This is a genomic window from Pseudomonas neuropathica, from assembly GCF_051174785.1.
In the GTDB taxonomy this organism is placed as follows: Bacteria; Pseudomonadota; Gammaproteobacteria; order Pseudomonadales; family Pseudomonadaceae; genus Aquipseudomonas; species Aquipseudomonas neuropathica_A.
In genome coordinates this window covers 3822181-3846859 of record NZ_CP195111.1, presented here as the reverse complement: position 1 = coordinate 3846859, position 24679 = coordinate 3822181, and the positions used below count along the sequence as shown (strand labels likewise).

The window sequence follows — 24679 nt, the reverse complement described above, 5'->3', positions numbered from 1 at the left end:
GGAGATGACCATGCAAGTGAAAGCCCTGATCGCCGCTGCGCTTTTCGCGCTACTGCCCAGCGCCAGCCACGCAACCAACCTGATGTACATGCCCTTCGAAACCGTGCTGTCGGACGCGATTCGTGCCGGGCGGCTGGATGGCAGTGTGAAGTTCTATCTGCTCGGCAATGGGCCGCAGGGGACACAGCAGTTGTTGCGCCGAGGGGTGGTCAGCGATTTGAAGACCAATGGATTCAACAAGAGTGACCACAACTCCTGCGAGTGGGTGTTGCAGTCGAATCTGATCAAGTTGCAGGCCGATGCCAAACGGGTCGGGGCGAATGCGGTGGTGAATATCGTCAGTTACTACGACCAGCATGTGCGCAAGGATTTGAATACATACGAGTGCCGGGCGGGGATTTTTGTCACGCGGGTGGCGTTGAAGGGGGATTTGGTGCGGTTGCCCTGAATTGAATGGTGTTTGAGCGGACGTCTTCGCGAGCAGGCTCGCTCCCACAGGGGAACGCATTCCAAGGTGGGAGCGAGCCTGCTCGCGATTTGATTGCGCAGCAATCACGCCTTTGAAGGTTCGACCTTGCGCGTAAGCAAATCTACGAAAGCCTTGGCCATCGGTGACTTCTGATCCTTGCGCTGCACCAGCCACACCGCCGACACCGCCTCCGGATCGAGCAACGGGCGATAGACCACGCCGTCGATGCGCATCCGCTGATAGGACGCCGGCAGCACCGAAACTCCAAGCCCCGCTGCGACCAGACCGATGATGGTCATGGCCTCACCCGCCTCTTGGGCGAAGTGCGGGCTGAACCCGGCATCGCGCGCCAGACCCAGCAATTGCGCATATAGCCCGCTGCCGTAGCTGCGCGGAAAGAACACGAAAGGCTCCAGCGCCAGCGCCGAGAGGAACAGCCCTTCTTCACTGCCCTGTGCCAATGGGTGCTTGGAACCGAGCACGGCGACCAGCGGCTCACGCATCAACTCCACCACACTCAGCGAATCCGGCAAACCCAGCGGGCGCATGATGCCGACCTCGATCGACTCATCCACGAGACCTTCGGCAACTTGTGTGCTGCTCATCTCACGCAGGTTGAGGTGCACCGCCGGAAAGCGCTGACGAAAGGAAAAGATTGCCTGCGGAATCGTTGAGTTGAACGGCGCCGACGAGGTGAAACCAATCTTCAACTCGCCCAATTCACCGAGTTGCGCACGCCGGGCGACGTCCGCCGCCTTATCGACCTGCGCCAGGACCAGCCGCGCCTCCTCCAGAAACAACCGCCCGGCCTCACTCAGCTCGACCCGACGATTGGTGCGCTCGAACAACCGCGCGCCAACCTCTTGCTCCAGCGCCTGAATCTGTTGGCTCAGCGGTGGCTGCGAGATGCCCAGCACCTGTGCCGCGCGGCCGAAGTGCAGTTCCTCGGCGACGGCGATGAAGTAGCGCAGATGACGCAATTCCATGGAAACCCCATTAGGTCGTTAAAGCTATCAAACAGGTCGAACAATATATTGGATAGAAACATTAGCCAGCTATATGATTTTTTCATTGCCTGCCTGGCCGTGCCCTCCGAGGTCTGAAGTGAAAACTGCTGTCGCGCCCCTAGCCCATGAAGTCCCGCCTGCCGCAGCGGACGATGTCGTCGCCGAGCTGCAAGAGATCTACATCGAAAAAGGCACGCCGATGTTCATGCGCACGGTGCTGGCGCTGTTCAGCGGCGGTTTCGCGACGTTTGCCCTGCTGTATTGCGTGCAGCCGATGATGCCGCTGCTATCCCACGAGTACGGAATCAACGCGGCGCAGAGCAGCCTGATCCTCTCGGTGGCCACCGGCATGCTCGCCATCGGCCTGCTGATTACCGGGCCGATTTCCGATCGGGTCGGACGCAAACCGGTGATGGTGACCGCGCTGTTCGCGGCAGCGCTGTGCACCATGGCCAGTGCAATGATGCCGAGTTGGCAAGGCGTGCTGATCATGCGAGCACTGATCGGGTTATCGCTGAGCGGTTTGGCGGCGGTGGCAATGACTTATCTGAGCGAAGAGATCCATCCGCAACACATTGGCCTGGCAATGGGCTTGTACATCGGCGGCAACGCGATTGGCGGGATGAGCGGACGCTTGATCACCGGCGTGTTGATCGACTTCGTCAGCTGGCACACGGCGATGCTGGTGATCGGTGGTCTGGCGATGATTGCCGCGGCGGTGTTCTGGAAAATCCTTCCCGAATCGCGCAACTTCCGCTCGCGCTCACTGCACCCGCGCAGCTTGCTTGACGGCTTCACCATGCATTTTCGCGATGCCGGTCTGCCGTTGCTGTTTCTTGAAGCGTTTCTGTTGATGGGCGCGTTCGTCACGCTGTTCAACTACATCGGTTATCGCTTGCTGGCCGCGCCGTACAACCTCGATCAGGTGTTCGTGGGTTTGCTATCGGTGGTGTATCTGTCGGGGATCTACAGTTCGGCGAAGATTGGTTCGCTGGCGGACAAACTGGGGCGACGCAAAGTGCTGTGGGCGACCATTGCACTGATGTTTGCGGGTCTTGCATTGACGATATTTACGCCGCTGCCGCTGGTGATTGTCGGCATGTTGATCTTCACGTTCGGCTTCTTCGGCGCGCACTCGGTGGCGAGCAGCTGGATCGGTCGGCGCGCGACCAAGGCCAAGGGGCAGGCGTCGTCGTTGTATCTGTTCAGTTATTACGCCGGGTCGAGCATTGCCGGGACGGCGGGCGGGGTGTTCTGGCATTTGGGCGGGTGGAACGGGATTGGCTTGTTTATCGGAGCGTTGTTGCTGATCGCGCTGTTGGTGGCGTTGAAGCTGGCGAAGTTGCCGCCGTTGCAGGGTGTCAAAGCCTGACACAAAACCCCTGTAGGAGTGAGCCTGCTCGCGATAGCGGTAAGTCAGTCGCTGAATGTACTGGCTGACACACCGCTATCGCGAGCAGGCTCACTTCTACAATTGGTCCGCGGCCGACATTGAATCGTGGAAATAAAAACGCCCGGCATTTAGCCGGGCGTTTTTTATGGTATGGCGATCACTCGTGATACTGCGCCGACAATTCATGCACCGCACGCAAGAACGCACCGGCATGCTCCGGATCAACCTCAGGCGTGATGCCATGGCCAAGGTTGAACACATGTCCACTGCCCTTGCCGTAGCTGGCCAGAATACGCCCGACTTCGGTGCGGATCGCTTCCGGTTTGGCGTAGAGCACGGTCGGGTCCATGTTGCCTTGCAGCGCAACCTTGTCGCCAACGCGGGCGCGGGCGTTACCGATGTCGCAGGTCCAGTCCAGACCCAGTGCGTCGGCGCCAGCTTCAGCGATGCTTTCCAGCCACAGGCCACCGTTTTTGGTGAAGAGGATCACCGGCACTTTGCGACCGTCGTGTTCGCGGATCAGGCCGCTGACAATTTTCTTCATGTAAGCCAGCGAGAACTCCTGATACGCCGCCGCCGACAGGTTGCCGCCCCAGGTATCGAAGATCTGCACCGCTTGCGCGCCAGCCATGATCTGGCCGTTGAGGTACGAGGTCACCGACTGCGCGAGTTTATCCAGCAACAGGTGCATGGCTTGCGGGTTGTCGTAGAGCATCGCTTTGGTCTTGCGGAAGTCTTTCGACGAGCCGCCTTCGACCATGTAGGTCGCGAGGGTCCACGGGCTGCCGGAGAAACCGATCAACGGCACACGGCCGTTCAGCTCGCGACGGATGGTGCTGACCGCGTCCATCACGTAACCAAGATCCTTGTGCGGGTCCGGGATCGGCAGGGCTTCGATATCGGCCAGGGTGCTGACGACTTTCTTGAAGCGCGGACCTTCACCGGTCTCGAAGTACAGGCCTTGGCCCATGGCATCGGGGATGGTGAGGATGTCGGAAAACAGGATCGCCGCGTCCAGTTGTGGATAGCGGTCGAGCGGTTGCATCGTGACTTCGCAGGCGAATTCCGGATTCATGCACAGGCTCATGAAATCACCGGCGTGGGCACGGCTGGCGCGGTATTCCGGCAGGTAGCGGCCGGCCTGGCGCATCATCCACACCGGGGTGACGTCAACGGGTTGCTTGAGCAGGGCGCGGAGGAAACGGTCGTTCTTCAGGGCAGTCATGTCGGCATCCGGAAAAAAAGTGCGGGCATTTTCTCAGAGCGCGACGCAAAAGGCACGGATGCAGGTCAGCCTTTTGTCTATCGGGTCAATTTACTGCGTTGGAATGCATTATCAGCAACCCTGAAAAACAACTGTGGGAGCGAGCTTGCTCGCGAAGAGGTCGGCACATCCAACATTTAAGTTGGCTGACAGACCGCTATCGCGAGCAGGCTCGCTCCCACATTTTTGATCGCATTTCAGATTGAAATGTAATCAGACGCCCAGGTAGTCGAGGATCCCTTCGGCGGCATTGCGGCCTTCGAAGATCGCCGTCACCACCAGGTCGGAACCGCGTACCATGTCGCCACCGGCGAAGATTTTCGGGTTGCTGGTCTGGTGCTTGTACTGACCTTGCTCGGGCGCAACAACGCGGCCCTGGCTGTCGGTCTGGATTTCGAACTGTTCGAACCACGGCGCCGGGCTCGGGCGGAAGCCGAAGGCGATGACCACGGCGTCGGCCGGGATGATCTCTTCGGAACCCGGGATTGGCTCAGGGCTGCGACGGCCACGGGCGTCCGGCTCGCCGAGACGGGTCTCGACCACTTTCACGCCTTCGACCTTGTCTTCACCGACGATAGCGATCGGCTGGCGGTTGTAGAGGAATTTCACGCCTTCTTCCTTGGCGTTCTTCACCTCTTTGCGCGAGCCGGGCATGTTCGCTTCGTCACGACGATAAGCACAGGTCACCGACTTGGCGCCCTGACGGATCGACGTGCGGTTGCAGTCCATCGCCGTGTCGCCACCGCCGAGTACCACGACCTTTTTGCCTTTCATGTCGACGAAATCTTCCGGCGACTTTTCAAAGCCCAGGTTGCGATTGACGTTGGCGATGAGGAAGTCCAGCGCGTCATACACGCCCGGCAGATCCTCACCGGCAAAACCGCCCTTCATGTAGGTGTAAGTGCCCATGCCCATGAACACCGCATCGTATTCGGCGAGCAGTTGCTCCATGGTCACGTCTTTGCCGACTTCGGTATTCAGACGGAACTCGATACCCATGCCGGTGAAGACTTCGCGACGATTGCTCAGCACGGTCTTTTCCAGCTTGAACTCGGGGATGCCGAAGGTCAGCAGACCGCCGATTTCCGGGTTCTTGTCGAACACCACCGGAGTCACGCCGCCGCGTACCAGCACGTCGGCACAACCCAGACCCGCCGGGCCCGCGCCAATGATCGCGACACGTTTGCCGGTCGGTTTGACCTTGGACATGTCCGGGCGCCAGCCCATGGCGAACGCGGTGTCGGTGATGTACTTCTCGACCGAACCGATGGTCACCGCGCCGAAGCCATCGTTAAGGGTGCAGGCACCCTCGCACAGACGATCCTGCGGGCACACCCGGCCGCAGACTTCCGGCAGGGTGTTGGTCTGGTGCGACAGCTCGGCGGCCTGAAGGATGTTGCCCTCGGCCACCAGCTTCAACCAGTTGGGAATGAAGTTGTGCACCGGGCACTTCCATTCGCAATACGGGTTGCCGCAACCCAGGCAGCGGTGGGCCTGATCGGCCGACTGCTGGGGTTTGAACGGTTCGTAGATTTCGACGAACTCTTTCTTGCGTTGACGCAACAGTTTCTTCTTCGGATCTTTGCGCCCGACATCGATGAACTGGAAGTCGTTATTCAGACGTTCAGCCATTGTTAAAACCTCATCAAACTCTTCAGGCGCATATCACTGCGGGTTGGCACGAGTGCTGGAAAGCAACGATTTCAGGTTGGCAGCCTTAGGCTTGACCAGCCAGAAACGGCGCAGGTAGTCATCGAGGTTTTCGGCGAGTTCACGACCCCACTCGCTGTCGGTTTCCGCGACGTACTCGTTCAGCACGTTTTGCAGGTGGCTGCGATAGGCTTCCATCGCCTCGCCGCTGATCCGCTGGATTTCCACCAGTTCGTGGTTGACCCGGTCAACGAAGGTGTTGTCCTGATCGAGCACGTAGGCGAAACCACCGGTCATGCCAGAGCCGAAGTTGTAACCGGTCTTGCCCAGAACGCAGACAAAACCACCGGTCATGTACTCACAGCAGTGATCGCCAGTGCCTTCCACAACCGTGTGGGCACCGGAGTTACGCACGGCGAAACGCTCGCCTGCGGTGCCGGCGGCGAACAGCTTGCCGCCGGTCGCGCCGTACAGGCAGGTGTTGCCGATGATGGCGCTTTCCTGAGTTTTGTAAACGCTGCCCTTCGGCGGCACGATGGTCAGCTTGCCACCGGTCATGCCTTTGCCGACGTAGTCGTTGGCGTCGCCTTCAAGGTACATGTTCAGACCGCCGGCGTTCCACACGCCGAAGCTCTGACCGGCAGTGCCTTTGAAGCGGAAGGTGATCGGCGCTTTCGCCATCCCTTGGTTGCCGTGCTTGCGCGCGATTTCGCCGGAGATCCGCGCGCCGATCGAACGGTCGCAGTTGCAGATGTCCAGGTCGAACTCGGCGCCGCTCATGTCGTTGATCGCCGACGAAGCCATCTCGACCATTTTCTCGGCCAACAGGCCTTGGTCGAACGGCGGGTTGCGCTCAACACCGCAGAACTGTGGCTTGTCCGCCGGGATGTGATCACTGCCCAACAGCGGCGTCAGGTCCAGGTGGTTTTGCTTGGCGGTCTGGCCTTCGAGGATTTCCAGCAGATCGGTGCGACCGATCAGCTCTTCGAGGGAGCGCACACCGAGCTTGGCCAGCCACTCACGGGTTTCTTCGGCAACGTAGGTGAAGAAATTCACCACCATGTCGACGGTACCGATGTAGTGATCCTTGCGCAGCTTCTCGTTCTGCGTCGCAACGCCGGTGGCGCAGTTGTTCAGGTGGCAGATACGCAGGTATTTGCAGCCCAGCGCGATCATCGGCGCAGTACCGAAACCGAAGCTTTCAGCGCCGAGAATTGCAGCCTTGATCACGTCGAGGCCGGTTTTCAGGCCGCCGTCGGTCTGCACCCGGACTTTACCGCGCAGGTCGTTGCCGCGCAGGGTCTGGTGGGTTTCAGCGAGGCCGAGTTCCCACGGTGCGCCGGCGTATTTGATCGAAGTCAGCGGCGAAGCACCGGTGCCACCATCGTAGCCGGAGATGGTGATCAAGTCCGCATAGGCCTTGGCCACACCGGCGGCGATGGTGCCGACGCCCGCTTCAGCTACCAGCTTCACCGAAACCAATGCTTTCGGGTTGACTTGCTTCAGGTCGAAAATCAGTTGCGACAAATCTTCGATCGAATAGATGTCGTGGTGCGGCGGTGGCGAAATCAGCGTTACGCCCGGCACTGCGTAACGCAGCTTGGCGATCAAACCGTTGACCTTGCCGCCCGGCAGTTGCCCGCCCTCGCCCGGTTTGGCGCCTTGCGCGACCTTGATCTGCAAGACTTCGGCGTTGACCAGGTATTCCGGGGTCACGCCGAAACGGCCAGTGGCGACCTGCTTGATTTTCGAGCTCTTGATAGTGCCGTAACGCGCCGGGTCTTCACCACCTTCGCCGGAGTTCGAACGCGCACCGAGGCGGTTCATGGCTTCAGCCAGGGCTTCGTGCGCTTCCGGCGACAGTGCGCCCAGCGAGATACCGGCGGAGTCGAAGCGCTTGAGCACCGATTCCAGCGGTTCGATTTCACTGATGTCCAGCGGCGTGTCGAGGGTCTTGACCTTGAACAGGTCGCGGATCATCGACACCGGACGGTTGTCCACCAGCGAGGTGTATTCCTTGAACTTGGCGTAGTCGCCCTGCTGCACGGCGGCTTGCAAGGTGTTGACCACGTCCGGGTTGTAGGCGTGATATTCGCCACCGTGGACGAACTTCAGCAAACCGCCCTGCTGGATAGGCTTGCGCGGACTCCAGGCTTCGCTGGCGAGTGCTTTCTGCTCGGCTTCGATGTCGACGAAACGCGCACCCTTGATGCGGCTCGGCACGCCACGGAAGCTCAGGTCGCAGACTTCTTCGGACAGACCGATGGCTTCGAACAACTGAGCGCCACGGTACGAAGCGATGGTCGAGATGCCCATCTTCGAGAGGATCTTCAGCAGACCTTTGGTGATGCCTTTGCGGTAGTTCTTGAACACCTCGTAGAGGTCGCCCAGCACTTCACCGGTACGGATCAGGTCGCCCAGCACTTCGTAGGCCAGGAACGGATAGACCGCCGAGGCGCCGAAACCGATCAGCACCGCAAAGTGATGCGGGTCACGGGCGGTTGCAGTTTCAACGAGGATGTTGGAATCGCAACGCAGGCCTTTTTCGGTCAGGCGGTGGTGCACTGCACCGGTCGCCAGCGAGGCGTGGATCGGCAGCTTGCCCGGGGCGATATGACGGTCGCTCAGAACGATCTGGGTACGACCGGCGCGCACGGCTTCTTCAGCCTGATCGGCAACGTTGCGGATCGCCGCTTCGAGGCCGACGCTTTCGTCGTAGTTGAGGTCGATGATCTGCCGCTCGAAACCCGGGCGGTCGAGGTTCATCAGCGAGCGCCACTTGGCCGGCGAGATCACCGGCGAGCTGAGGATCACGCGCGAGGCGTGTTCCGGCGACTCCTGGAAAATATTGCGCTCGGCACCGAGGCAGATTTCCAGCGACATCACGATCGCTTCACGCAGCGGGTCGATCGGCGGGTTGGTGACCTGCGCGAACTGCTGGCGGAAATAGTCGTACGGCGTACGCACACGCTGGGACAGCACGGCCATCGGCGTGTCGTCGCCCATCGAACCGACGGCTTCGTAGCCTTGTTCGCCGAGCGGACGCAGGACCTGATCACGCTCTTCGAACGTGACCTGATACATCTTCATGTATTGCTTGAGCTGATCGACGTCGTAAAACGCCGAACCATGGTCGTTGTCTTCCATGGTCGCCTGGATGCGCAGGGCATTCTTGCGCAGCCATTGCTTGTACGGATGACGGGATTTCAGACGGTTGTCGATCGCATCGGTATCGAGGATCTGCCCGGTTTCGGTGTCCACCGCGAAGATCTGGCCAGGGCCGACACGGCCTTTGGCGAGCACGTCTTCCGGCTGGTAGTTCCACACGCCGATTTCCGAGGCGAGGGTGATGAAACCGTTTTTGGTGGTCACCCAGCGCGCCGGACGCAGACCGTTACGGTCGAGCAGGCACACCGCGTAGCGACCGTCGGTCATTACGACGCCGGCCGGGCCGTCCCACGGCTCCATGTGCATCGAGTTGTACTCGTAGAACGCACGCAGATCCGGGTCCATGGTTTCGACGTTCTGCCACGCCGGCGGAATGATCATCCGCACGCCACGGAACAGGTCGATGCCACCGGTGACCATCAGTTCGAGCATGTTGTCCATGCTCGATGAGTCAGAGCCGACACGGTTGACCAGCGGGCCGAGTTCTTCCAGATCCATCAGATCATTGCTGAACTTGGTCCGACGGGCCTGTGCCCAGTTGCGGTTACCGGTAATGGTGTTGATCTCGCCGTTGTGGGCGAGGAAGCGGAATGGCTGCGCCAGCGGCCATTTCGGCAGGGTGTTGGTGGAGAAGCGCTGGTGAAACACACAGATTGCGGTTTGCAGGCGCTCGTCGCTCAGGTCCGGATAAAACGCGGCCAGGTCGGCCGGCATCATCAGGCCTTTATAGATGATGGTCTTGTGCGAAAAGCTGCAGATGTAGTGGTCGGAGTCGACGGCGTTGGCCACCGACGAACGACGACGAGCACTGAACAGCTTCACGGCCATGTCCTGATCGCTCAGGCCTTCGCCGCCGATGTACACCTGCTCGATCTGTGGCAGGCGCTCAAGGGCCAGCCGACCGAGGACGCTGGTGTCGATTGGCACTTTGCGCCAGCCGATCAATTGCAGGCCTTCAGCAAGGATCTCGCGGTTCATGTTCTCGCGAGCGGCTTCGGCCTTGGCCGGATCCTGGTTGAAGAACACCATGCCCACGGCATATTGCTTGGGCAGTTCGACGCTGAAGGTTTCCTGGGCAATCGCGCGCAGAAATGCATCAGGCTTCTGAATCAGCAGACCGCAACCGTCACCGGTCTTGCCGTCGGCATTAATCCCACCGCGGTGGGTCATGCAGGTCAGGGCCTCAATGGCCGTTGTCAAAAGGGTATGACTGGGTTCGCCCTGCATATGAGCTATCAGGCCGAAACCGCAGTTATCCTTGAATTCATCTGGTTGGTACAGACCTGCTTTCATAGACACTTTCTCACCAGGCTGCCTCTTATCGAAGCAAATTTCTTTTCAATTCAACCACTTGCAACCCGCGCCGAACGTACGCCGGCTTAGCAGGGGCAAAAGGGTGGTCATTGTACACAGCGACACAGAGGCTCACAAATTTGACGACGAACTGTCGCAAATTCATGTCGCATTTGTGAAAGGTTTAAAACGATCTGCTGTGCTAGTCAAAACTTTTTTAAATTCTGACCGCAACGACTCAAAGACTACTGTGACGCAGACACCACAAGGCACGCGGCCGCAGGGACGGTTGGCGCTTGCTGGCGAACCGCGTTGCACGCCAACGTGTGCGAGGCAAGGCGCGGGATGCTGCCAATGGTTGTTCCCTTGGCAAATCCCGCAACGCAGCCTCGCACACGTTGGCGCGCAACCCGAAGGGACGCGCCCCATTTTTCGCTGGGCAGCGTTGCTCGGAACTTATTTGGAAAAACCAAACTGCGTTCCTCGCGCCTTGCCCAGCAAAAAAAGGGGCGGCGTCGCGGTCGTCAGCAAGCGCCAACCGTCCCTGGAGGCGGCGCGCACTCGTAGAAATTTTGAGGTGCTTGGAGAGGCGGCCTGGGTAAGGCCGCCGAATCTTCAGCGAGTTGTTGCCAGTTCCTGTTGGACGCTGGCGACAGTGCGAGGCCAAGGTTTACCAGCCTGAACCTTCGCTGGCAAGGCCTTGATGGCAGAAACGGCCGCATCACGATTGGCAAAGTTGCCGTAGGTGATCACGTAAAGCGGCTTGCCGTTGAGGACTTTCTTGAAATAACGGTACTCGCCGCCCTGCTCTTTGACGAAGTTTTGCGCGGCGGATTCCGAACTGGTGCCAAGGATCTGCACCACGTAGTTGCCTGTCGGCTGACCGGCATACCAGCTGCCACCGGCGGCCTTGGCGACGGTAACCGGCTTCTCGGCCGGTTTGGCGGCAACCACAGGTTTGGCCGGCGCTGGCGCCGGTTTGGCCACTGGCGCTGCCGGTGCAGGCTTGGCGGTAGCCACTTGCGTCGGCGCTGGAGTCGGCTTGGCCGCTGGCAACGGAACCGGTGTCGGCGCAGGGCCGGCCGGAACGCCCGCAGGCGGCGCAGAAGTGGTAACGGTTGGCGGGGTGTCGCTGGAACCTTCCAGCGGCACGCCATCGTCGCCTTCGGTAATGCCACCGGCCGCTTCGGCCAACGGACCGCGCATCACCGGTTGCGAGTTGCCGACCAGCGGCAACGGCATCGGCTGCGTATTACCGGCGAACTCGACGTTCGGCGCGCCGCCATTGGCTGCGCCCTGGCCCAATGGCAACTGTGCCTGTTCATTGGCCGGTGCACCGGTGGTCGGCGCCTTGCTGCGACCCGGCATCAGCCAGGCGGCGGCGACCGCGACCACAACGACGGCGGAAATCGCCAATACGTGTTTCTTCGGCATGTTGAACCCCATACTTGGACGCTTGACCGCAGAGCGGCTGGCAATCATGACTTCGATCAGAGCATCGCGAGCGACCTGGTTGATGTTGCCCGGCCAGCCCTCGGCACTTTCGTGAATATCAGAGATCTGATCCGCAGTGAAAAGTTCGACACCCCGGCCGGCACCTTCGAGCCGTTGGTCGAGATATTCGCGAGTCTCTTCTTCGGTGTAAGGCTGCAGTTCGATGACGTGGAAGCGCTCTTCCTCAAGGTGCAACGCCTCGAGCTGAGCGATCAGCGACGACTCACCGAACAGGAACACGTGCGGGCGACCTTCCGGTGCGCCGGCACCCAGCGCCATCAGCGCTTCGAGGGCGGATTCATCAAGCTGCTCGGCGTCGTCCACCAACAGATAGACTTCCTGGCCGGTCAGTGCGAGTTGCACCACTTGATCCAGAATCGCGCCAACTTCGGCCTGAGCGACGTTCAGCGCCTGCGCAACCTGGCGCAGCACGCCAGCGGCATCACCGGCACCACGGGCGGAAACCACCACGCTCTGCACCGACTGCTTGTTGGTGCTGGCGACCAGCGCCTGACGCAGCAAAGTCTTGCCACTGCCTTGCGGCCCGGTGACCACCAGCAACAACTGGCTGTAACGCGCCAGATGATGCAGTTGACCCAGCACCGGCTTGCGCTGAGCCGGGAAGAACTTGAAGCCCGGCACACGCGGCGCGAACGGGTCGTGGCTTAACTGAAAATGGCCGAGGAACGCCTCGTCGGCATGCAAACTAGTCATCGGAATCTTATTAACCTTTAAGCTGAGCCAGGGCGCGGTAATCCGCTCCCAGCGTGGCCTGTAGAACCTCTTTCGGATAATCGTCGGTCACTACCGCTTCGCCCATCCGGCGCAGCAGCACCAGGCGCAGACGACCGTCGATCACTTTTTTGTCGATTGCCATATGTTGAAGAAAATCGGCTTCGGTCATTTCAGTCGGTGGCACCACCGGCAGACCGGCGCGCTGGAACAGCCGAATGCCGCGATCACGCTCCGCGTCACTGATCCAGCCGAGACGCGCAGACATCTCCAGCGCCATTACGGTGCCAGCCGCGACCGCTTCCCCGTGTAACCAGACACCATAGCCCATGTGGGTCTCGATGGCGTGGCCAAAGGTGTGGCCGAGGTTGAGCGTGGCGCGCACACCGGTTTCCTTCTCATCGGCGCCGACCACCGCAGCCTTGGCTGCGCAGGAGCGCTCGATGGCATAAGTCAGGGCTTTCTGATCCAGCGCACGCAGGGCATCGACGTTGTCTTCAAGCCAGGTCAGGAATGGCTCGTCACAGATCAGACCGTACTTGATGACCTCGGCCAGACCGGCGGACAGCTCACGCTCTGGCAGGGTTTTCAGGGACGCCGTATCGATCAGCACCACGTTCGGCTGGTAGAACGCGCCGACCATGTTTTTGCCCAGCGGATGGTTGATACCGGTCTTGCCGCCCACCGACGAATCGACCTGGGACAGCAATGTCGTAGGGATCTGGATGAAGTCGACGCCGCGCTGGTAGCAGGCAGCGGCGAAACCGGCCATGTCGCCGATCACGCCGCCGCCGAGGGCGATCACGGTGGTGCGGCGGTCATGACGGGCGGTCAGCAGGCCGTCGAAGATCAGTTGCAGGGTTTCCCAGTTCTTGAAGGCTTCGCCGTCCGGCAAAACCACCGAGATAACCGAGAACTGCGCCAGGCTACGGGTCAGACGTTCAAGATAGAGCGGCGCAACGGTCTCGTTGGAGATGATTGCCACTTGCCGCCCATGGATATGCGGAGCCAGCAGTTCGGGCTGATCCAACAAACCTTCGCCAATATGAATCGGGTAGCTGCGCTCGCCTAGATCGACCTTGAGTGTCTGCATGTGTCCCCACAGTGAAGATGGAAGCAGGCGTCCTGCCCTGAATTATTGGTTGTCTGCGGCCTGTAACGGGTATGACGCCGCTCGCACGCCATCCGCCACAACCTCGGCGGGCTGTGACAGGACGCCGAGGATAGCGCATTTCGAGCGATGCTTTAACGGGGAGGAAGTTGCGCCAGACGATCGAGAATGTCGAGCACCACCATGCGTGGCGGCCGTTCGTCGGTTTCCACCACCAGATCGGCGATTTCCCGATAGAGCGGATCGCGGATCGCCAGCAGGTCGCGCAGGGTTTTCTCCGGATTGGCGGTGCGCAGCAGCGGCCGATTGCGATCGCGCGCCGTGCGGCCGACTTGCTGTTCGACGGAGGCGTGCAGATACACCACGCGCCCGCCCTCGAACAGGGCCTTGCGATTGGCATCGCGCATGACTGCGCCACCGCCGGTCGCCAACACCACGCCATCGAACGCGCACAGCTCGGCAATCATCGCCTGCTCACGGTCGCGAAAGCCGGGTTCGCCTTCCTTGTCGAAGATCCACGGGATATTGGCGCCCGTGCGCAGTTCAATTTCCTTGTCGGAATCTTTGAACGGCAGGCGCAGCTCTTTGGCCAGCAACCGGCCGATGGTGCTTTTGCCAGCGCCCATCGGTCCTACAAGAATCAAATTTCGCACAGAATCAACGACTCACAGCAATCGCCTGGTTATTCATGATACGCGGAGTGAGAAATACCAGCAGCTCGGATTTTTTCTCCGAAACCACATCACGCCGGAAAAGGCGGCCAAGATACGGCACATCGCCAAGAAATGGCACCTTATCTACGACCTTGCTTTGAGTATTTGAGAAAACACCACCAATCACGATGGTTTCGCCGTCGTTGACCAGCACCTTGGCGTTGACTTCGTTTTTCTTGATCGGCGGCACATCCTGCACTTTGTTCAGGTAATCCGGTTCGTCCTTGGTGACCTTGACCTCCATGATGATGCGATTGTCGGGGGTGATCTGCGGGGTGACCTCCAGTGACAACGAGGCTTCCTTGAACGACACCGAGGTTGCACCGCTGGAGCTGGCTTCCTGATAGGGAATCTCGGTGCCTTTGAGGATTTTTGCGGTTTCCTTGTCGGAGGTCACCACTTTCGGCTGCGAGACGATTTCACCGTTGCCGGTTTTCTCCATCGCTGTCAGCTCAAGATCGAGCAAGACATTGTCAGTGATGAAGGCAATGCCGATCCCCGAAGTATTGCCCACGGTCCCCATATCGACAAACGGAGAGTTGGTGCTGGTGCTGCCTGGCGTACCGATGGTGGTCGATGTGCCATTGCTGACGCCAGAGGTGTTCCAGTTGCCCTTGTTCTGGATCGAGCCGCCCCAGCGCACGCCCAGACTTTTGTCGTAATCGACGTTGGCCTCGACAATTCGCGCCTCGATCATCACCTGACGCACCGGAATATCCAGCTGCGCCACGATCCGCCGCAGTTCGTCGAGGCGATCCTGAGTCTGGTAGGCAATAATGTTGTTGGTTCGCTCATCGACGGTGATCGAACCACGCTCATCGATTTTTGCTTCGGCACTGGTCACCGACTGGAACAACTTGGCGATGTCTGCCGCCTTCGCGTAGTTCACTTGCAGCAGCTCACGACGCAACGGCGCCAGCTCGGCAATCTGCTTCTGCGATTCCAGTTCCTGACGCTCGCGGGCAGCGATTTCATCGGCGGGAGCCACCAGCAGCACGTTGCCGATCTTGCGTTTATCCAGCCCTTTGGTCTTAAGCACCAGATCCAGCGCTTGATCCCACGGCACGTTTTGCAGGCGCAAGGTGATGCCGCCCTGCACCGTATCGCTGGCGACCAGATTGAGATTGGTGAAGTCGGCGATCAGTTGCAGCACCGAGCGCACATCAATGTCCTGGAAATTCAGCGAGAGCTTTTCGCCGACGTACGCCTGACGGTCGGCATTACGTTTCTGCAGGTCATCGACGGTCATCGGGCGGATGCTGACGGTCAGTTTGTTGTCGGTCTGGAAGGTGGAGTACTCGTAGGTGCCACTGGGTTCGACAGTAATAACCGTGCGATCACCGCTCACCCCGGCATTGACGAACTGTACCGGAGTAGCAAAATCCTTGACGTCGAGGCGCACCCGCAACTTGTCTGGCAACTGCGTGCGGGCGAAGCTGAGGATAATCTTGCCGTCATGTTCCTGGATATCCGGAGCGATGGTCGGATCGGACAGGTCGATGACGACATTGCCTTCGCCTGCCGTACCGCGCTGAAAATCCACGCCGCGAATGGCGCGATTTTTCGGCACGAACGCCTTGGCAGGCACGGCTGCCGCCATGGTCGGGCGCGGCGCCACGGCTGCTGGTCGCGGCGCGGAAGCAGGTGAGCCCTGACCGACCACCACAAACAGATTATTGCCCTCGACCCGCGTGTTATAAGGCGCCAGTTGCGTAAGGCTGACAATCAACCGCGTCCGGTCCTTGGCTTCGACCACCGTGGCCGTACGGGCATTGCCGCTGCCCAGATCAAGGTTTTTGCTGGTCAACTGGCTGGCAACACCAGGCAGATCCAGGGCAATCCGCGCCGGAGATTCGGTGGTGTAGCCCTTGGGTTGCGGCGGCGGGCCGTCGAACGACAACTTCAGCTCGACGCGATCACCCGGCAACGCCGCCACGTCGAGCGTCTTCAGATTGGCCGCGAGTACCATCGGCGACATCAGCGCTATCCATAGCGAAAAACCGAGGGTGGAGAAAATCCTGTTCATTGTTCGACTTCCACTATGAGTGCTCTTTCAAAGGAATGGTGCGCGGACGCTCCAGCCAGGCGCCTTCGCCGTCGGGGACGATTTCGACGACATCGACCTGGGTGGCGCTGATGGCGACGATGCGACCGTCATTGCGCCCCAGGTAATCGCCGACTTTCAGCCGATGCACCCCGCCCGCCCCGCGCAACAGCGCAAAGGAGCCGGAAACATTGGAGATCGTGCCGACCATCTCGAACTGCTCGATATTGAAACCTTCGAGGTATTGCTTGACCCGGTTGGGGTCGGGTTTGACGTTGCGCGAGCCATGTTTCTGCCCGGCCAGATCGACGCGCACCTGACGCGAAAACGGACTGCGCAGGTTGGCAGCGCTATAGGTGAATGTTGGGTAAGACCGAAATGTCGGGGTTGGTTCAATCTTGCCTGGCGGGCGCAGGCGCACTTCATTCATGTAGGCGTCGAGGTCACTGAAGTCTTCGCTGCCACCACAACCGTTCAACGCGAGCAGCGTCATCGACAACGCGATACAACGAATCGGGCTCATTTCTGCAGCCCCTTGTCGTTATAGCGGTAGGTCTTGGCCAGGATGCTCATGCGCAATTTCGGCCCGCCCTCCGGGTTGGCCGGGGCGAGTTCGAAATCATGCAGGGTAACGATGCGCGGCAGCCCGGCTACTCCGCTGACGAAGGTCGCGAGATCGTGATAGGCGCCAGTGACAGTGATCTGAATCGGCAGTTCTATGTAGAACTGCTGGGTGACCTCCGGCAGCAGTTTGATCTCTTCGAACTCCAGACCACTGCCCAGACCGGTGCGGGTGATGTCCTCAAGCAGGCCCGGCACTTCGGTGTCACTGGGCAATTGGCGCAATAGCACACCAAAGGTGTTTTCCATCTCCTTCATTTGCTGGGTATACAGCTCAAGGTTGGCCGAAAGGCGCGCCTTGCTGGCGAACTGCTCCTTGAGCGTGGCCTCTTCTTCGCGCTTGGCCTCCAGCTGGTTTTCCATATCACTGATGAAAAAGTTATAGCCAAGCGCCAATACCAGCACCATCAACAGCGCCCCGGCGATGGCTTTCACCGCAGCCGGCCACGAGCCGATGTTGCTGGTGTCGAGGTCGTTGAAATCGATGTCGCGCAGGCTTTCCAGCCATTCGGACGGCTTCATTGATCGTCCTCCACAGCTTGCGGCCGGGTCTGCCGTACGGTCAGTTCAAATGTGTTGGCCTGCTCCACTTGGCCGGCGGTTGTTGCTTTGACTTCGTTGAGACTCGGCGCATCGAACCAGTCCGACGCCTCCAGATTGCGCATCAGGTCCGAGACGCGATTATTGGATTCTGCGGCGCCACTGATCGACAGGGTTTTGCCGGTCATTTTCACTTCAGTGAAATACACGCCGTCCGGCAGCGTACGCGCCAGTTGATCGAAGATTCGCCCGCTGATCTGCCGGTTGCCCTGCAGGTCCTGGATGATGCGCATGCGCTCGACCAATTGCTGGCGGTGGGCTTTGAGTTCGCTGATCTGCTTGATCCGCTCGTCGACCACCGCAATCTGTTTGCCGATGTAATCATTGCGCGCAACTTGCCGCGTAATGGCCGCACTGATGATCTGATCGGCAATGAACACCGCACCGACCGAACCTACCACTATGCCGGTCAACACCAGCAGAAAGCGTTTGCGCCGTTCTTCGCGGCGCTCCTCGCGCCAAGGTAAAAGGTTGATCCGCGCCATCAGTCGAAACTCCTGAGCGCGAGCCCGCAGGCAATCATCAGGGCCGGCGCGTCGCTGGCCAGTGCACCGGCATTGACCTTGCTGCTCAAGGCCATATTGGAAAACGGATTGGCCACTTGCGTCGGCGTGTTCAGGCGCTGCTCGATCAACCGGTCCAGCCCGGGCACCGACGCCGTACCACCGGCGAGCAGAATGTGGTCGACCGTGTTGTATTGCCCGGAGGCGAAGAAGAACTGCAACGAGCGTGAAACCTGCTGGACCAGTGCCTCACGAAACGGCTGCAGGACCTCGCTGATGTAATCGTCGGGCAGACCGCCCTGCTTTTTCGCCAGCCCTGCCTGCTCGAGGGTCAGGCCATAACGACGCTGGATTTCTTCGGTCAATTGCCGACCACCGAACAATTGCTCGCGGGTGTAGATGATCTTGCCGTTGTGCAGGACGCTGAGGGTGGTCATGGTCGCGCCGATGTCGACCACCGCCACGGTCAGGCGCTCCTGAGAGGCCGCCAGTTGCGTTGCCAGCAAGCCGAACGAACGCTCCAGCGCATAAGCCTCGACATCAACCACCCGCGCGGTCAGCCCGGCCAGAGCCAGCGCCGCCTCGCGGACTTCGACGTTTTCCTTGCGACAGGCGGCGAGCAGCACGTTGACCCGATCGGGGTTGCGCGGCGACACGCCCTGGACTTCGAAGTCGATGGCAACTTCGTCCAGCGGATAGGGAATGTATTGGTCGGCTTCGAGCTTGAGCTGGTTTTCCAGTTCATCGTCGGACAGCCCGGCGTCCATTTCGATGACTTTGGTGATCACAGCGGAACCGGCCACTGCCACCGCCACGCTCTTGAGCCCGGTGCGCGCCTTGACCAGCACGCGGCTCAGCGCCTGACCGACGCCTTCAAGCTCGGCGATGTTCTTTTCGACCACGGCGTTGACCGGCAATGGCTCTACCGCATACGCCTCGACCCGGTAGCGGTCACCCTGACGGCTCAGCTCCAGCAGCTTCACTGACGTGGAGCTGATGTCGATCCCCAGTAACGTTTTGGCCTTTTTATTGAAGAGTCCCAGCACTACCAATTCCCTATGACTTTCCGTGAGTTACGGACTCTGTAATACGCATTGCGTTCCTTCACCCCGTCTTGACAGAAGCGCAAATGACGCCCCCAACAGAAAAGTGCTTATAATGCCCAGCGTTTTTTTCTGCTTTTTACTGCAAGCGCGGGCTGTTCTGTGTGTAGCCGCAACCCCGTCGCCAAATTCATTCTTTGCCCTGGATGTCCAAACGCCTTGATTCGTCTGCTGAAATTTTTCGGTTGGTCCATCGTCGCCGTTTTCTGCGGACTGCTTTTAGGTCTCAGCGGCGCGTTTCTTTACCTTAGTCCGGGTTTGCCGTCTGTGGAGGCTCTGCGAAGCATTCAGTTGCAGATTCCATTGCGGGTCTACTCCAGCGACAACAAGTTGATCGCAGAATTTGGCGAAATGCGCCGCACACCGATCCGTTTCGCCGACATTCCCCCCAATTTCATTAATGCGTTACTAAGTGCTGAAGACGACAATTTCGCCAACCACTACGGCGTCGATCCGAGCAGCCTGATGCGCGCCGCGACCCAACTGGTCAAAAGCGGACACATTCAGTCCGGCGGCAGCACCATCACCATGCAGGTGGCGAAGAATTTCTTCCTGACCAGCGAACGCAGCTTCTCGCGCAAAACCACCGAAATTCTTCTGGCCCTGCAGATCGAGCGGCAGTTGACCAAGGATGAAATCCTTGAGCTGTACGTGAACAAGATCTATCTGGGCAACCGCGCCTACGGCATCGAGGCGGCGGCGCAGGTGTATTACGGCAAGTCGATCCGCGATGTCAGCCTGGCGCAGATGGCGATGATCGCCGGCCTGCCGAAAGCGCCGTCGCGCTTCAACCCGCTCGCCAACCCGGCGCGCAGTAAAGAACGCCGCGACTGGATCCTCGGGCGCATGTACAAGCTCGGCAAGATCAGCGAAGCGGATTACACCGCGGCGATCAACGAACCACTGAACGCCAGCTATCACGTGCCGACCCCGGAAGTGAACGCACCGTACATCGCCGAAATGGCGCGCGCCGAGATGGTCGGCCGCTATGGCAGCGACGCTTACACCGAAGGTTTCCGCGTCACCACCACAGTGCCGAGCAACCTGCAGGAAATGGCCAACACCGCGCTGCACGAAGGTTTGATGACCTACGACCAGCGTCACGGCTACCGTGGCCCCGAGTCGCGCCTGCCGGGCAAGACCCGCGAAGCGTGGGCCAGCGAACTGACCAAGCAGCGCACGATCAGCAGCCTCGAGCCGGCCATCGTCACTCAGGTCGATAAAAACGGCCTGCAAGTGCTGACCCGCACCGGCGAAGAGCACGTTGCCTGGGACACCATGAAATGGGCGCGGCCGTTCCTCAACACCAACAGCATGGGCGCCAATCCGCGTCAGCCATCGGATGTCGCGCAGATCGGTGATCTGGTTCGCGTGCAGCGTCAGAAAGACAATTCGCTGAAGTTCAGCCAGATCCCCCAGGCGCAAGGTGCGCTGGTGTCGCTGGATCCGCAGAACGGCGCAATTCGCTCGCTGGTCGGCGGCTTCGCCTTCGAACAGAGCAACTACAACCGCGCGATGCAGGCCAAGCGTCAGCCGGGCTCGAGCTTCAAACCGTTCGTCTACAGCGCCGCGCTGGATAGCGGCTATACCGCTGCCACGCTGGTCAACGACGCGCCAATCGTGTTCGTCGACGAGTACCTGGACAAGGTCTGGCGTCCAAAGAACGACACCAACACCTTCCTCGGCCCGATCCGCTTGCGTGAGGCGCTGTACAAGTCGCGTAACCTCGTGTCGATCCGTTTGCTGCAGGCGATGGGCGTGGGCAAGACGATCGACTACATCACTCGCTTCGGCTTCAACAAGCAGGATCTGCCGCCAAACCTGTCGCTGGCGCTGGGCACAGCAACGCTGACGCCGATGGAGATTGCCACCGGTTGGAGTACGTTCGCCAACGGCGGCTACAAGATCACCCCGTACATCATCGACAAGATCGAAAGCCGTAACGGCGACACGCTGTTCGTCGCCAACCCGCCGACCGTGCCTCAGGGTGGTTCGGCGACGGACGGTATCGCTGCGCCGCAGACCGATTCGTTTACGGTCAATGCAACACCGGTCGCAGGTGAAGTACCGGGCAACGCAGCCATGCCGCAAACGCCGGCAGTGGCTGAGCGGATTGTCGACGGTCGCACCACGTACATCCTCAACAGCATGTTGCAGGATGTGATCAAGCTTGGCACCGGTCGCCGCGCGTTGGCCATGGGTCGCAGCGATATCGCCGGTAAAACCGGTACCACCAACGAATCGAAAGATGCCTGGTTCTCCGGCTACAACGCCGATTACGTGACCACGGTGTGGACCGGTTTCGACCAGCCGGAAAGCCTCGGTCGTCGCGAGTTCGGTGGCACCGTGGCGTTGCCGATCTGGATGAACTACATGTCGGCTGCACTGAAGGACAAGCCGCCGCATGTGCAGCCTGAGCCGGAAGGTCTGTTGAGCCTGCGCGTGGATCCGGTCAGTGGCCGTGCAGCTACGCCAAGCACGCCGGGCGCATACTTCGAGCTGTTCAAGTCTGAGGATACGCCGCCGTCGGTGAACGAGCTGGGCAACGGTACTGCGCCGGGCAGTCCGCTGCCGGCGGATGAGCAGGCGCCGATCGATTTGTTCTGATCCGCTGACACTGAAAAGCCCCGCCTTCGATTGAAGTGCGGGGCTTTTTATTGCCTGAAGATCAAGGGCCCCTCACCCTAGCCCTCTCCCGGGGGGAGAGGGGACTGACCGTGGAAAATTCGCGAGATACACCGACCTGAAAGTGCATCAGCGCCTATGGATTCAACACGATACGTTCAGGTCGGTGTAACTCTCAAGCATCCCCCAATCAGTCCCCTCTCCCCTTGGGAGAGGGTTAGGGTGAGGGCCCTTGTTGATATGAAATGCGATCCTGAGAATTCCCGAAAACAAAAAAGCCCCGACTCTCACGAGCCGGGGCTTTCGGTTGAAGCGCTACAACGACTTAGCCGTTGAACACGTCATCCACGCTTTTCAGCGGGTAGTTCTTTGGATACGGCAGGGTCGCCACACCGGTCTCGATTGCGGCTTTGGCCACAGCGTCGGAGATCAGGGTGATCAGGCGCTTGTCCATTGGCTTCGGAATGATGTACTCACGACCAAATTCCAGCGGCGCGCCACCGTAGGCATCGCACACGTCCTGAGGTACAGGCAGCTTGGCCAGTTCACGCAGGGCGTTGGCCGCAGCCACTTTCATTTCTTCGTTGATGCGCTTGGCGCGAACGTCCAGGGCACCACGGAAAATGAACGGGAAGCCCAGTACGTTGTTGACCTGGTTCGGGTAGTCCGAACGGCCGGTGGCCATGATCACGTCGCTACGGGTGGCGTGCGCCAGTTCCGGGGAGATTTCCGGATCCGGGTTCGAGCAGGCGAACACGATCGGGTTGGCCGCCATCGACAGCAGGCCTTCAGCGCTCAGCAGGTTCGGGCCGGACAGACCAACGAACACGTCAGCGCCTGCCAGTGCGTCAGCCAGAGTGCGCTTGTCAGTGGCGTGAGCGAATACTGCTTTGTACTGGTTCAGGTCGTCACGGCCGGAGTGGATCACGCCGGTACGGTCAACCATGAAGATGTTTTCGATGCGTGCGCCCATGCTCACCAGCAATTTCATGCAGGAGATGGCGGCAGCACCGGCGCCCAGGCAGACAATCTTCGCTTCCGGCAGGGTTTTGCCAGCGATTTCCAGGGCGTTGATCATGCCCGCAGCGGTCACGATCGCAGTACCGTGCTGGTCATCGTGGAATACCGGAATGTCGCACTGCTCGATCAGAGCACGTTCGATCTCAAAGCATTCTGGCGCCTTGATGTCTTCCAGGTTGATACCACCAAAGGTGATGGAGATGCGTTTTACGGTGTCGATGAAGGCTTGCGGGCTTTCCGAGTCGACTTCGATGTCGAACACGTCGATGCCGGCGAAGCGCTTGAACAGTACGCCTTTACCTTCCATCACTGGCTTGGAAGCCAATGGGCCGAGGTTGCCCAGGCCGAGAATCGCGGTGCCATCGGAAATGACTGCAACCAGGTTGCCCTTGCCGGTGTATTTGTAGGCCAGTTCAGGATCGCGAGCGATCTCACGCACTGGTTCAGCTACGCCGGGGCTGTAGGCCAGCGACAAGTCGCGAGCGGTAGCAGTGGCCTTGGTGAGCTCGACACTCAGCTTCCCTGGACGAGGATTGGCATGATATTCGAGAGCGGCAGTTTTCAGATCAGACATTTTGGCATTCCGCTTTTTACTGTTGGACAGACTGGTCAGCGAGGATACGCGCCTCGCAAAGTCCCCACAAGACTGAGCGGTCACCCCTGTCAAGCGCCCTGCCCTACGACTTTGGGCCAAGAGCCACGGCGCACAAGGGCTGGACTGTTCACAATCGACAGAAAAAATGTCTACAATTTTCTTCAGCGCGGTACTTGCAACATCGAAGGATCGGTCAACGGCAGCAACCACCGTGACTGACCGGATTGCAGTCCTCCGCGTCGCGAACGATCGACGATCCAGCCGCGAGCCTCGACCTGCTTGCCTTTCAGGACCTGCAAACGGGCATTGTCGAATTGTCCGACCAGATTGGGTGCAACGCGCAACACAAGCTTGTCCTGCAACTCGATCCAGATTCCGCCACGATTGCGCTGAACCTTGCTCACACGCCCACTGACCACAGCAAAACCCGAGCGCTGGATCTGCTCCGCTTTCAGTACAGGCGACTGCCGCCAGAGGCCACGGCCTGCCTTGCGCGCACTGCGTTCGGCGGCTTGCTGGCAGGCAACAAGATCGACATTCGGCGCCACCGCGACCTGGAAACCGAGGCCATCGGCGAGCATTTGCGCTTCGAGACTGGCACCGCTGGCGCTGTAAACATGCGCGAGCGTACGCCCGTAATGGTCTTTGGCTTGCTTGCCGGCGCGCAAACCGACACGTCCGCCGCTGGCATCGACCAGCGCTTGCAGGCGCTTGCGTGCCGCCACCGCAAACGGTTCGTCGCTGCGGCCCTGCTTGCCCAGTTCAGGTGTGTTCAGGCCTATCATCCGGACGCTGCGACCATCGCTCAGGCGCAGCGTGTCGCCATCGACCACGCGCTGCACCGTGACGCTGGCCAGTCCCGAAGGCGCCGGGCAAAAGGCTTGCGCGCCGGACAGCCAAATCGCAGACACAAAAAAGGCGCCCGCGAGGGACGCCTTTTTCAGCAACGAGGAAAAGCCCACCGGGCCCTTCAACCTTACTCTGCAGCAGCAGGTTTCTTGCCGAAAGCACCGAAACGGTCTGCGAAGCGCTGAACGCGGCCGCCAGTGTCCAGAGTCTTCTGCTTACCGGTGTAGAACGGGTGGCATTCGTTGCAAACGTCGATTGGCAGAGCTTTGCCGAAAGTCGAACGAGTTTCGAACTTGTTGCCACAGCTGCAGGTAACAGCGATGACTGGGTAATTCGGGTGAATATCAGCTTTCATGGTGTCTTCCTCAGCTAGCGTGCCGCCACCCAACACTATTGTTGAATACCGCACGTAATTAGGCCGCGGA

At 59.9% G+C, this 24679-nt stretch carries 18 protein-coding genes; 3 read left to right on the top strand and 15 right to left on the bottom strand.

The features are described 5' to 3' along the window. Window positions 1–10: 10 nt before the first annotated feature. A complete protein-coding gene (locus ACRRSD_RS17500; RefSeq protein WP_095120715.1) occupies window positions 11–448 on the top strand; it encodes an excinuclease in 438 nt (145 codons plus the stop codon). Window positions 449–552: 104 nt separating this feature from the next. On the opposite strand, the gene ACRRSD_RS17495 is transcribed toward ACRRSD_RS17500, so the two are convergent. Then, on the bottom strand, window positions 553–1455 hold the full coding sequence (locus ACRRSD_RS17495; RefSeq protein WP_435034424.1) for a LysR substrate-binding domain-containing protein: 903 nt from the start codon (window positions 1453–1455) through the stop codon (window positions 553–555). A 118-nt stretch (window positions 1456–1573) separates the two neighbouring features. On the opposite strand from ACRRSD_RS17495, the gene ACRRSD_RS17490 reads away from it, so the two are divergent. Continuing rightward, window positions 1574–2848, top strand: a complete 1275-nt coding sequence (locus ACRRSD_RS17490) for an MFS transporter (protein ID WP_435034423.1) — start codon at window positions 1574–1576, stop codon at window positions 2846–2848. 178 nt (window positions 2849–3026) lie between these two features. On the opposite strand, the gene hemE is transcribed toward ACRRSD_RS17490, so the two are convergent. The 11 genes from hemE to ACRRSD_RS17435 form a co-directional block, all read right to left on the bottom strand. Beyond that, on the bottom strand, window positions 3027–4094 hold the full coding sequence (hemE, locus tag ACRRSD_RS17485; protein WP_100846503.1) for a uroporphyrinogen decarboxylase: 1068 nt from the start codon (window positions 4092–4094) through the stop codon (window positions 3027–3029). A 252-nt stretch (window positions 4095–4346) separates the two neighbouring features. Next, the gene (locus ACRRSD_RS17480; protein ID WP_007909438.1) at window positions 4347–5765 is read right to left on the bottom strand and encodes an FAD-dependent oxidoreductase; all 1419 of its coding nucleotides are present in this window, start codon (window positions 5763–5765) and stop codon (window positions 4347–4349) included. A 33-nt stretch (window positions 5766–5798) separates the two neighbouring features. After that, window positions 5799–10244, bottom strand: a complete 4446-nt coding sequence (gene gltB, locus ACRRSD_RS17475) for a glutamate synthase large subunit (protein ID WP_435034422.1) — start codon at window positions 10242–10244, stop codon at window positions 5799–5801. A 615-nt stretch (window positions 10245–10859) separates the two neighbouring features. Beyond that, complete coding sequence (locus ACRRSD_RS17470; RefSeq protein ID WP_435034421.1) at window positions 10860–12452, bottom strand: AAA family ATPase; 1593 nt, start codon at window positions 12450–12452, stop codon at window positions 10860–10862. Between the two features lie 10 nt (window positions 12453–12462). Further along, a complete protein-coding gene (gene aroB / locus ACRRSD_RS17465) occupies window positions 12463–13563 on the bottom strand; it encodes a 3-dehydroquinate synthase (RefSeq protein ID WP_127925531.1) in 1101 nt (366 codons plus the stop codon). A 152-nt stretch (window positions 13564–13715) separates the two neighbouring features. Further along, window positions 13716–14234 (bottom strand): shikimate kinase AroK, encoded by a 519-nt coding sequence (gene aroK / locus ACRRSD_RS17460; protein ID WP_122609103.1) that lies wholly within the window; start codon window positions 14232–14234, stop codon window positions 13716–13718. 4 nt (window positions 14235–14238) lie between these two features. Further along, window positions 14239–16320 (bottom strand): type IV pilus secretin PilQ, encoded by a 2082-nt coding sequence (pilQ, locus tag ACRRSD_RS17455; RefSeq protein WP_435034420.1) that lies wholly within the window; start codon window positions 16318–16320, stop codon window positions 14239–14241. 13 nt (window positions 16321–16333) lie between these two features. Next, window positions 16334–16861, bottom strand: coding sequence for a pilus assembly protein PilP (locus ACRRSD_RS17450; RefSeq protein WP_435034419.1), 528 nt, complete (start codon window positions 16859–16861; stop codon window positions 16334–16336). Next, window positions 16858–17481, bottom strand: coding sequence for a type 4a pilus biogenesis protein PilO (pilO, locus tag ACRRSD_RS17445; protein WP_435034418.1), 624 nt, complete (start codon window positions 17479–17481; stop codon window positions 16858–16860). Before pilO ends, ACRRSD_RS17450 begins: the two co-directional genes overlap by 4 nt. Continuing rightward, the gene (locus ACRRSD_RS17440) at window positions 17478–18044 is read right to left on the bottom strand and encodes a PilN domain-containing protein (protein ID WP_435034417.1); all 567 of its coding nucleotides are present in this window, start codon (window positions 18042–18044) and stop codon (window positions 17478–17480) included. The genes pilO and ACRRSD_RS17440 overlap by 4 nt, the downstream gene beginning before the upstream one ends. Then, on the bottom strand, window positions 18044–19108 hold the full coding sequence (locus tag ACRRSD_RS17435; RefSeq protein WP_435034416.1) for a pilus assembly protein PilM: 1065 nt from the start codon (window positions 19106–19108) through the stop codon (window positions 18044–18046). Before ACRRSD_RS17435 ends, ACRRSD_RS17440 begins: the two co-directional genes overlap by 1 nt. Window positions 19109–19324: 216 nt before the next feature. Here ACRRSD_RS17435 and ACRRSD_RS17430 point away from each other — a divergent pair, with 216 nt between their 5' ends. Then, the gene (locus ACRRSD_RS17430; protein WP_435034415.1) at window positions 19325–21772 is read left to right on the top strand and encodes a penicillin-binding protein 1A; all 2448 of its coding nucleotides are present in this window, start codon (window positions 19325–19327) and stop codon (window positions 21770–21772) included. Between the two features lie 343 nt (window positions 21773–22115). On the opposite strand, the gene ACRRSD_RS17425 is transcribed toward ACRRSD_RS17430, so the two are convergent. The 3 genes from ACRRSD_RS17425 to rpmE form a co-directional block, all read right to left on the bottom strand. Then, window positions 22116–23384: a malic enzyme-like NAD(P)-binding protein gene (locus ACRRSD_RS17425; protein WP_129998265.1), complete on the bottom strand. Its 1269-nt coding sequence runs from the start codon at window positions 23382–23384 to the stop codon at window positions 22116–22118. A 182-nt stretch (window positions 23385–23566) separates the two neighbouring features. Beyond that, complete coding sequence (locus ACRRSD_RS17420; RefSeq protein ID WP_435034414.1) at window positions 23567–24367, bottom strand: thermonuclease family protein; 801 nt, start codon at window positions 24365–24367, stop codon at window positions 23567–23569. Window positions 24368–24381: 14 nt separating this feature from the next. Then, window positions 24382–24609 carry a 50S ribosomal protein L31 gene (gene rpmE, locus ACRRSD_RS17415; RefSeq protein ID WP_016984589.1) on the bottom strand — a complete coding sequence of 76 codons (228 nt, stop codon included), beginning with the start codon at window positions 24607–24609 and terminating at the stop codon, window positions 24382–24384. Window positions 24610–24679: the final 70 nt, after the last annotated feature.

What these genes read in the sequence shown, in the direction of transcription:
- ACRRSD_RS17500 (WP_095120715.1), top strand. Translation starts at nt 11, where the DNA reads ATGCAAGTGAAAGCCCTGATCGCCGCTGCGCTTTTCGCGCTACTGCCC.
- ACRRSD_RS17495 (WP_435034424.1), bottom strand. Translation starts at nt 1,455, where the DNA reads ATGGAATTGCGTCATCTGCGCTACTTCATCGCCGTCGCCGAGGAACTG.
- hemE (WP_100846503.1), bottom strand. Translation starts at nt 4,094, where the DNA reads ATGACTGCCCTGAAGAACGACCGTTTCCTCCGCGCCCTGCTCAAGCAA.
- ACRRSD_RS17480 (WP_007909438.1), bottom strand. Translation starts at nt 5,765, where the DNA reads ATGGCTGAACGTCTGAATAACGACTTCCAGTTCATCGATGTCGGGCGC.
- gltB (WP_435034422.1), bottom strand. Translation starts at nt 10,244, where the DNA reads ATGAAAGCAGGTCTGTACCAACCAGATGAATTCAAGGATAACTGCGGT.
- ACRRSD_RS17470 (WP_435034421.1), bottom strand. Translation starts at nt 12,452, where the DNA reads ATGACTAGTTTGCATGCCGACGAGGCGTTCCTCGGCCATTTTCAGTTA.
- aroB (WP_127925531.1), bottom strand. Translation starts at nt 13,563, where the DNA reads ATGCAGACACTCAAGGTCGATCTAGGCGAGCGCAGCTACCCGATTCAT.
- pilQ (WP_435034420.1), bottom strand. Translation starts at nt 16,320, where the DNA reads ATGAACAGGATTTTCTCCACCCTCGGTTTTTCGCTATGGATAGCGCTG.
- ACRRSD_RS17450 (WP_435034419.1), bottom strand. Translation starts at nt 16,861, where the DNA reads ATGAGCCCGATTCGTTGTATCGCGTTGTCGATGACGCTGCTCGCGTTG.
- pilO (WP_435034418.1), bottom strand. Translation starts at nt 17,481, where the DNA reads ATGAAGCCGTCCGAATGGCTGGAAAGCCTGCGCGACATCGATTTCAAC.
- ACRRSD_RS17440 (WP_435034417.1), bottom strand. Translation starts at nt 18,044, where the DNA reads ATGGCGCGGATCAACCTTTTACCTTGGCGCGAGGAGCGCCGCGAAGAA.
- ACRRSD_RS17425 (WP_129998265.1), bottom strand. Translation starts at nt 23,384, where the DNA reads ATGTCTGATCTGAAAACTGCCGCTCTCGAATATCATGCCAATCCTCGT.
- rpmE (WP_016984589.1), bottom strand. Translation starts at nt 24,609, where the DNA reads ATGAAAGCTGATATTCACCCGAATTACCCAGTCATCGCTGTTACCTGC.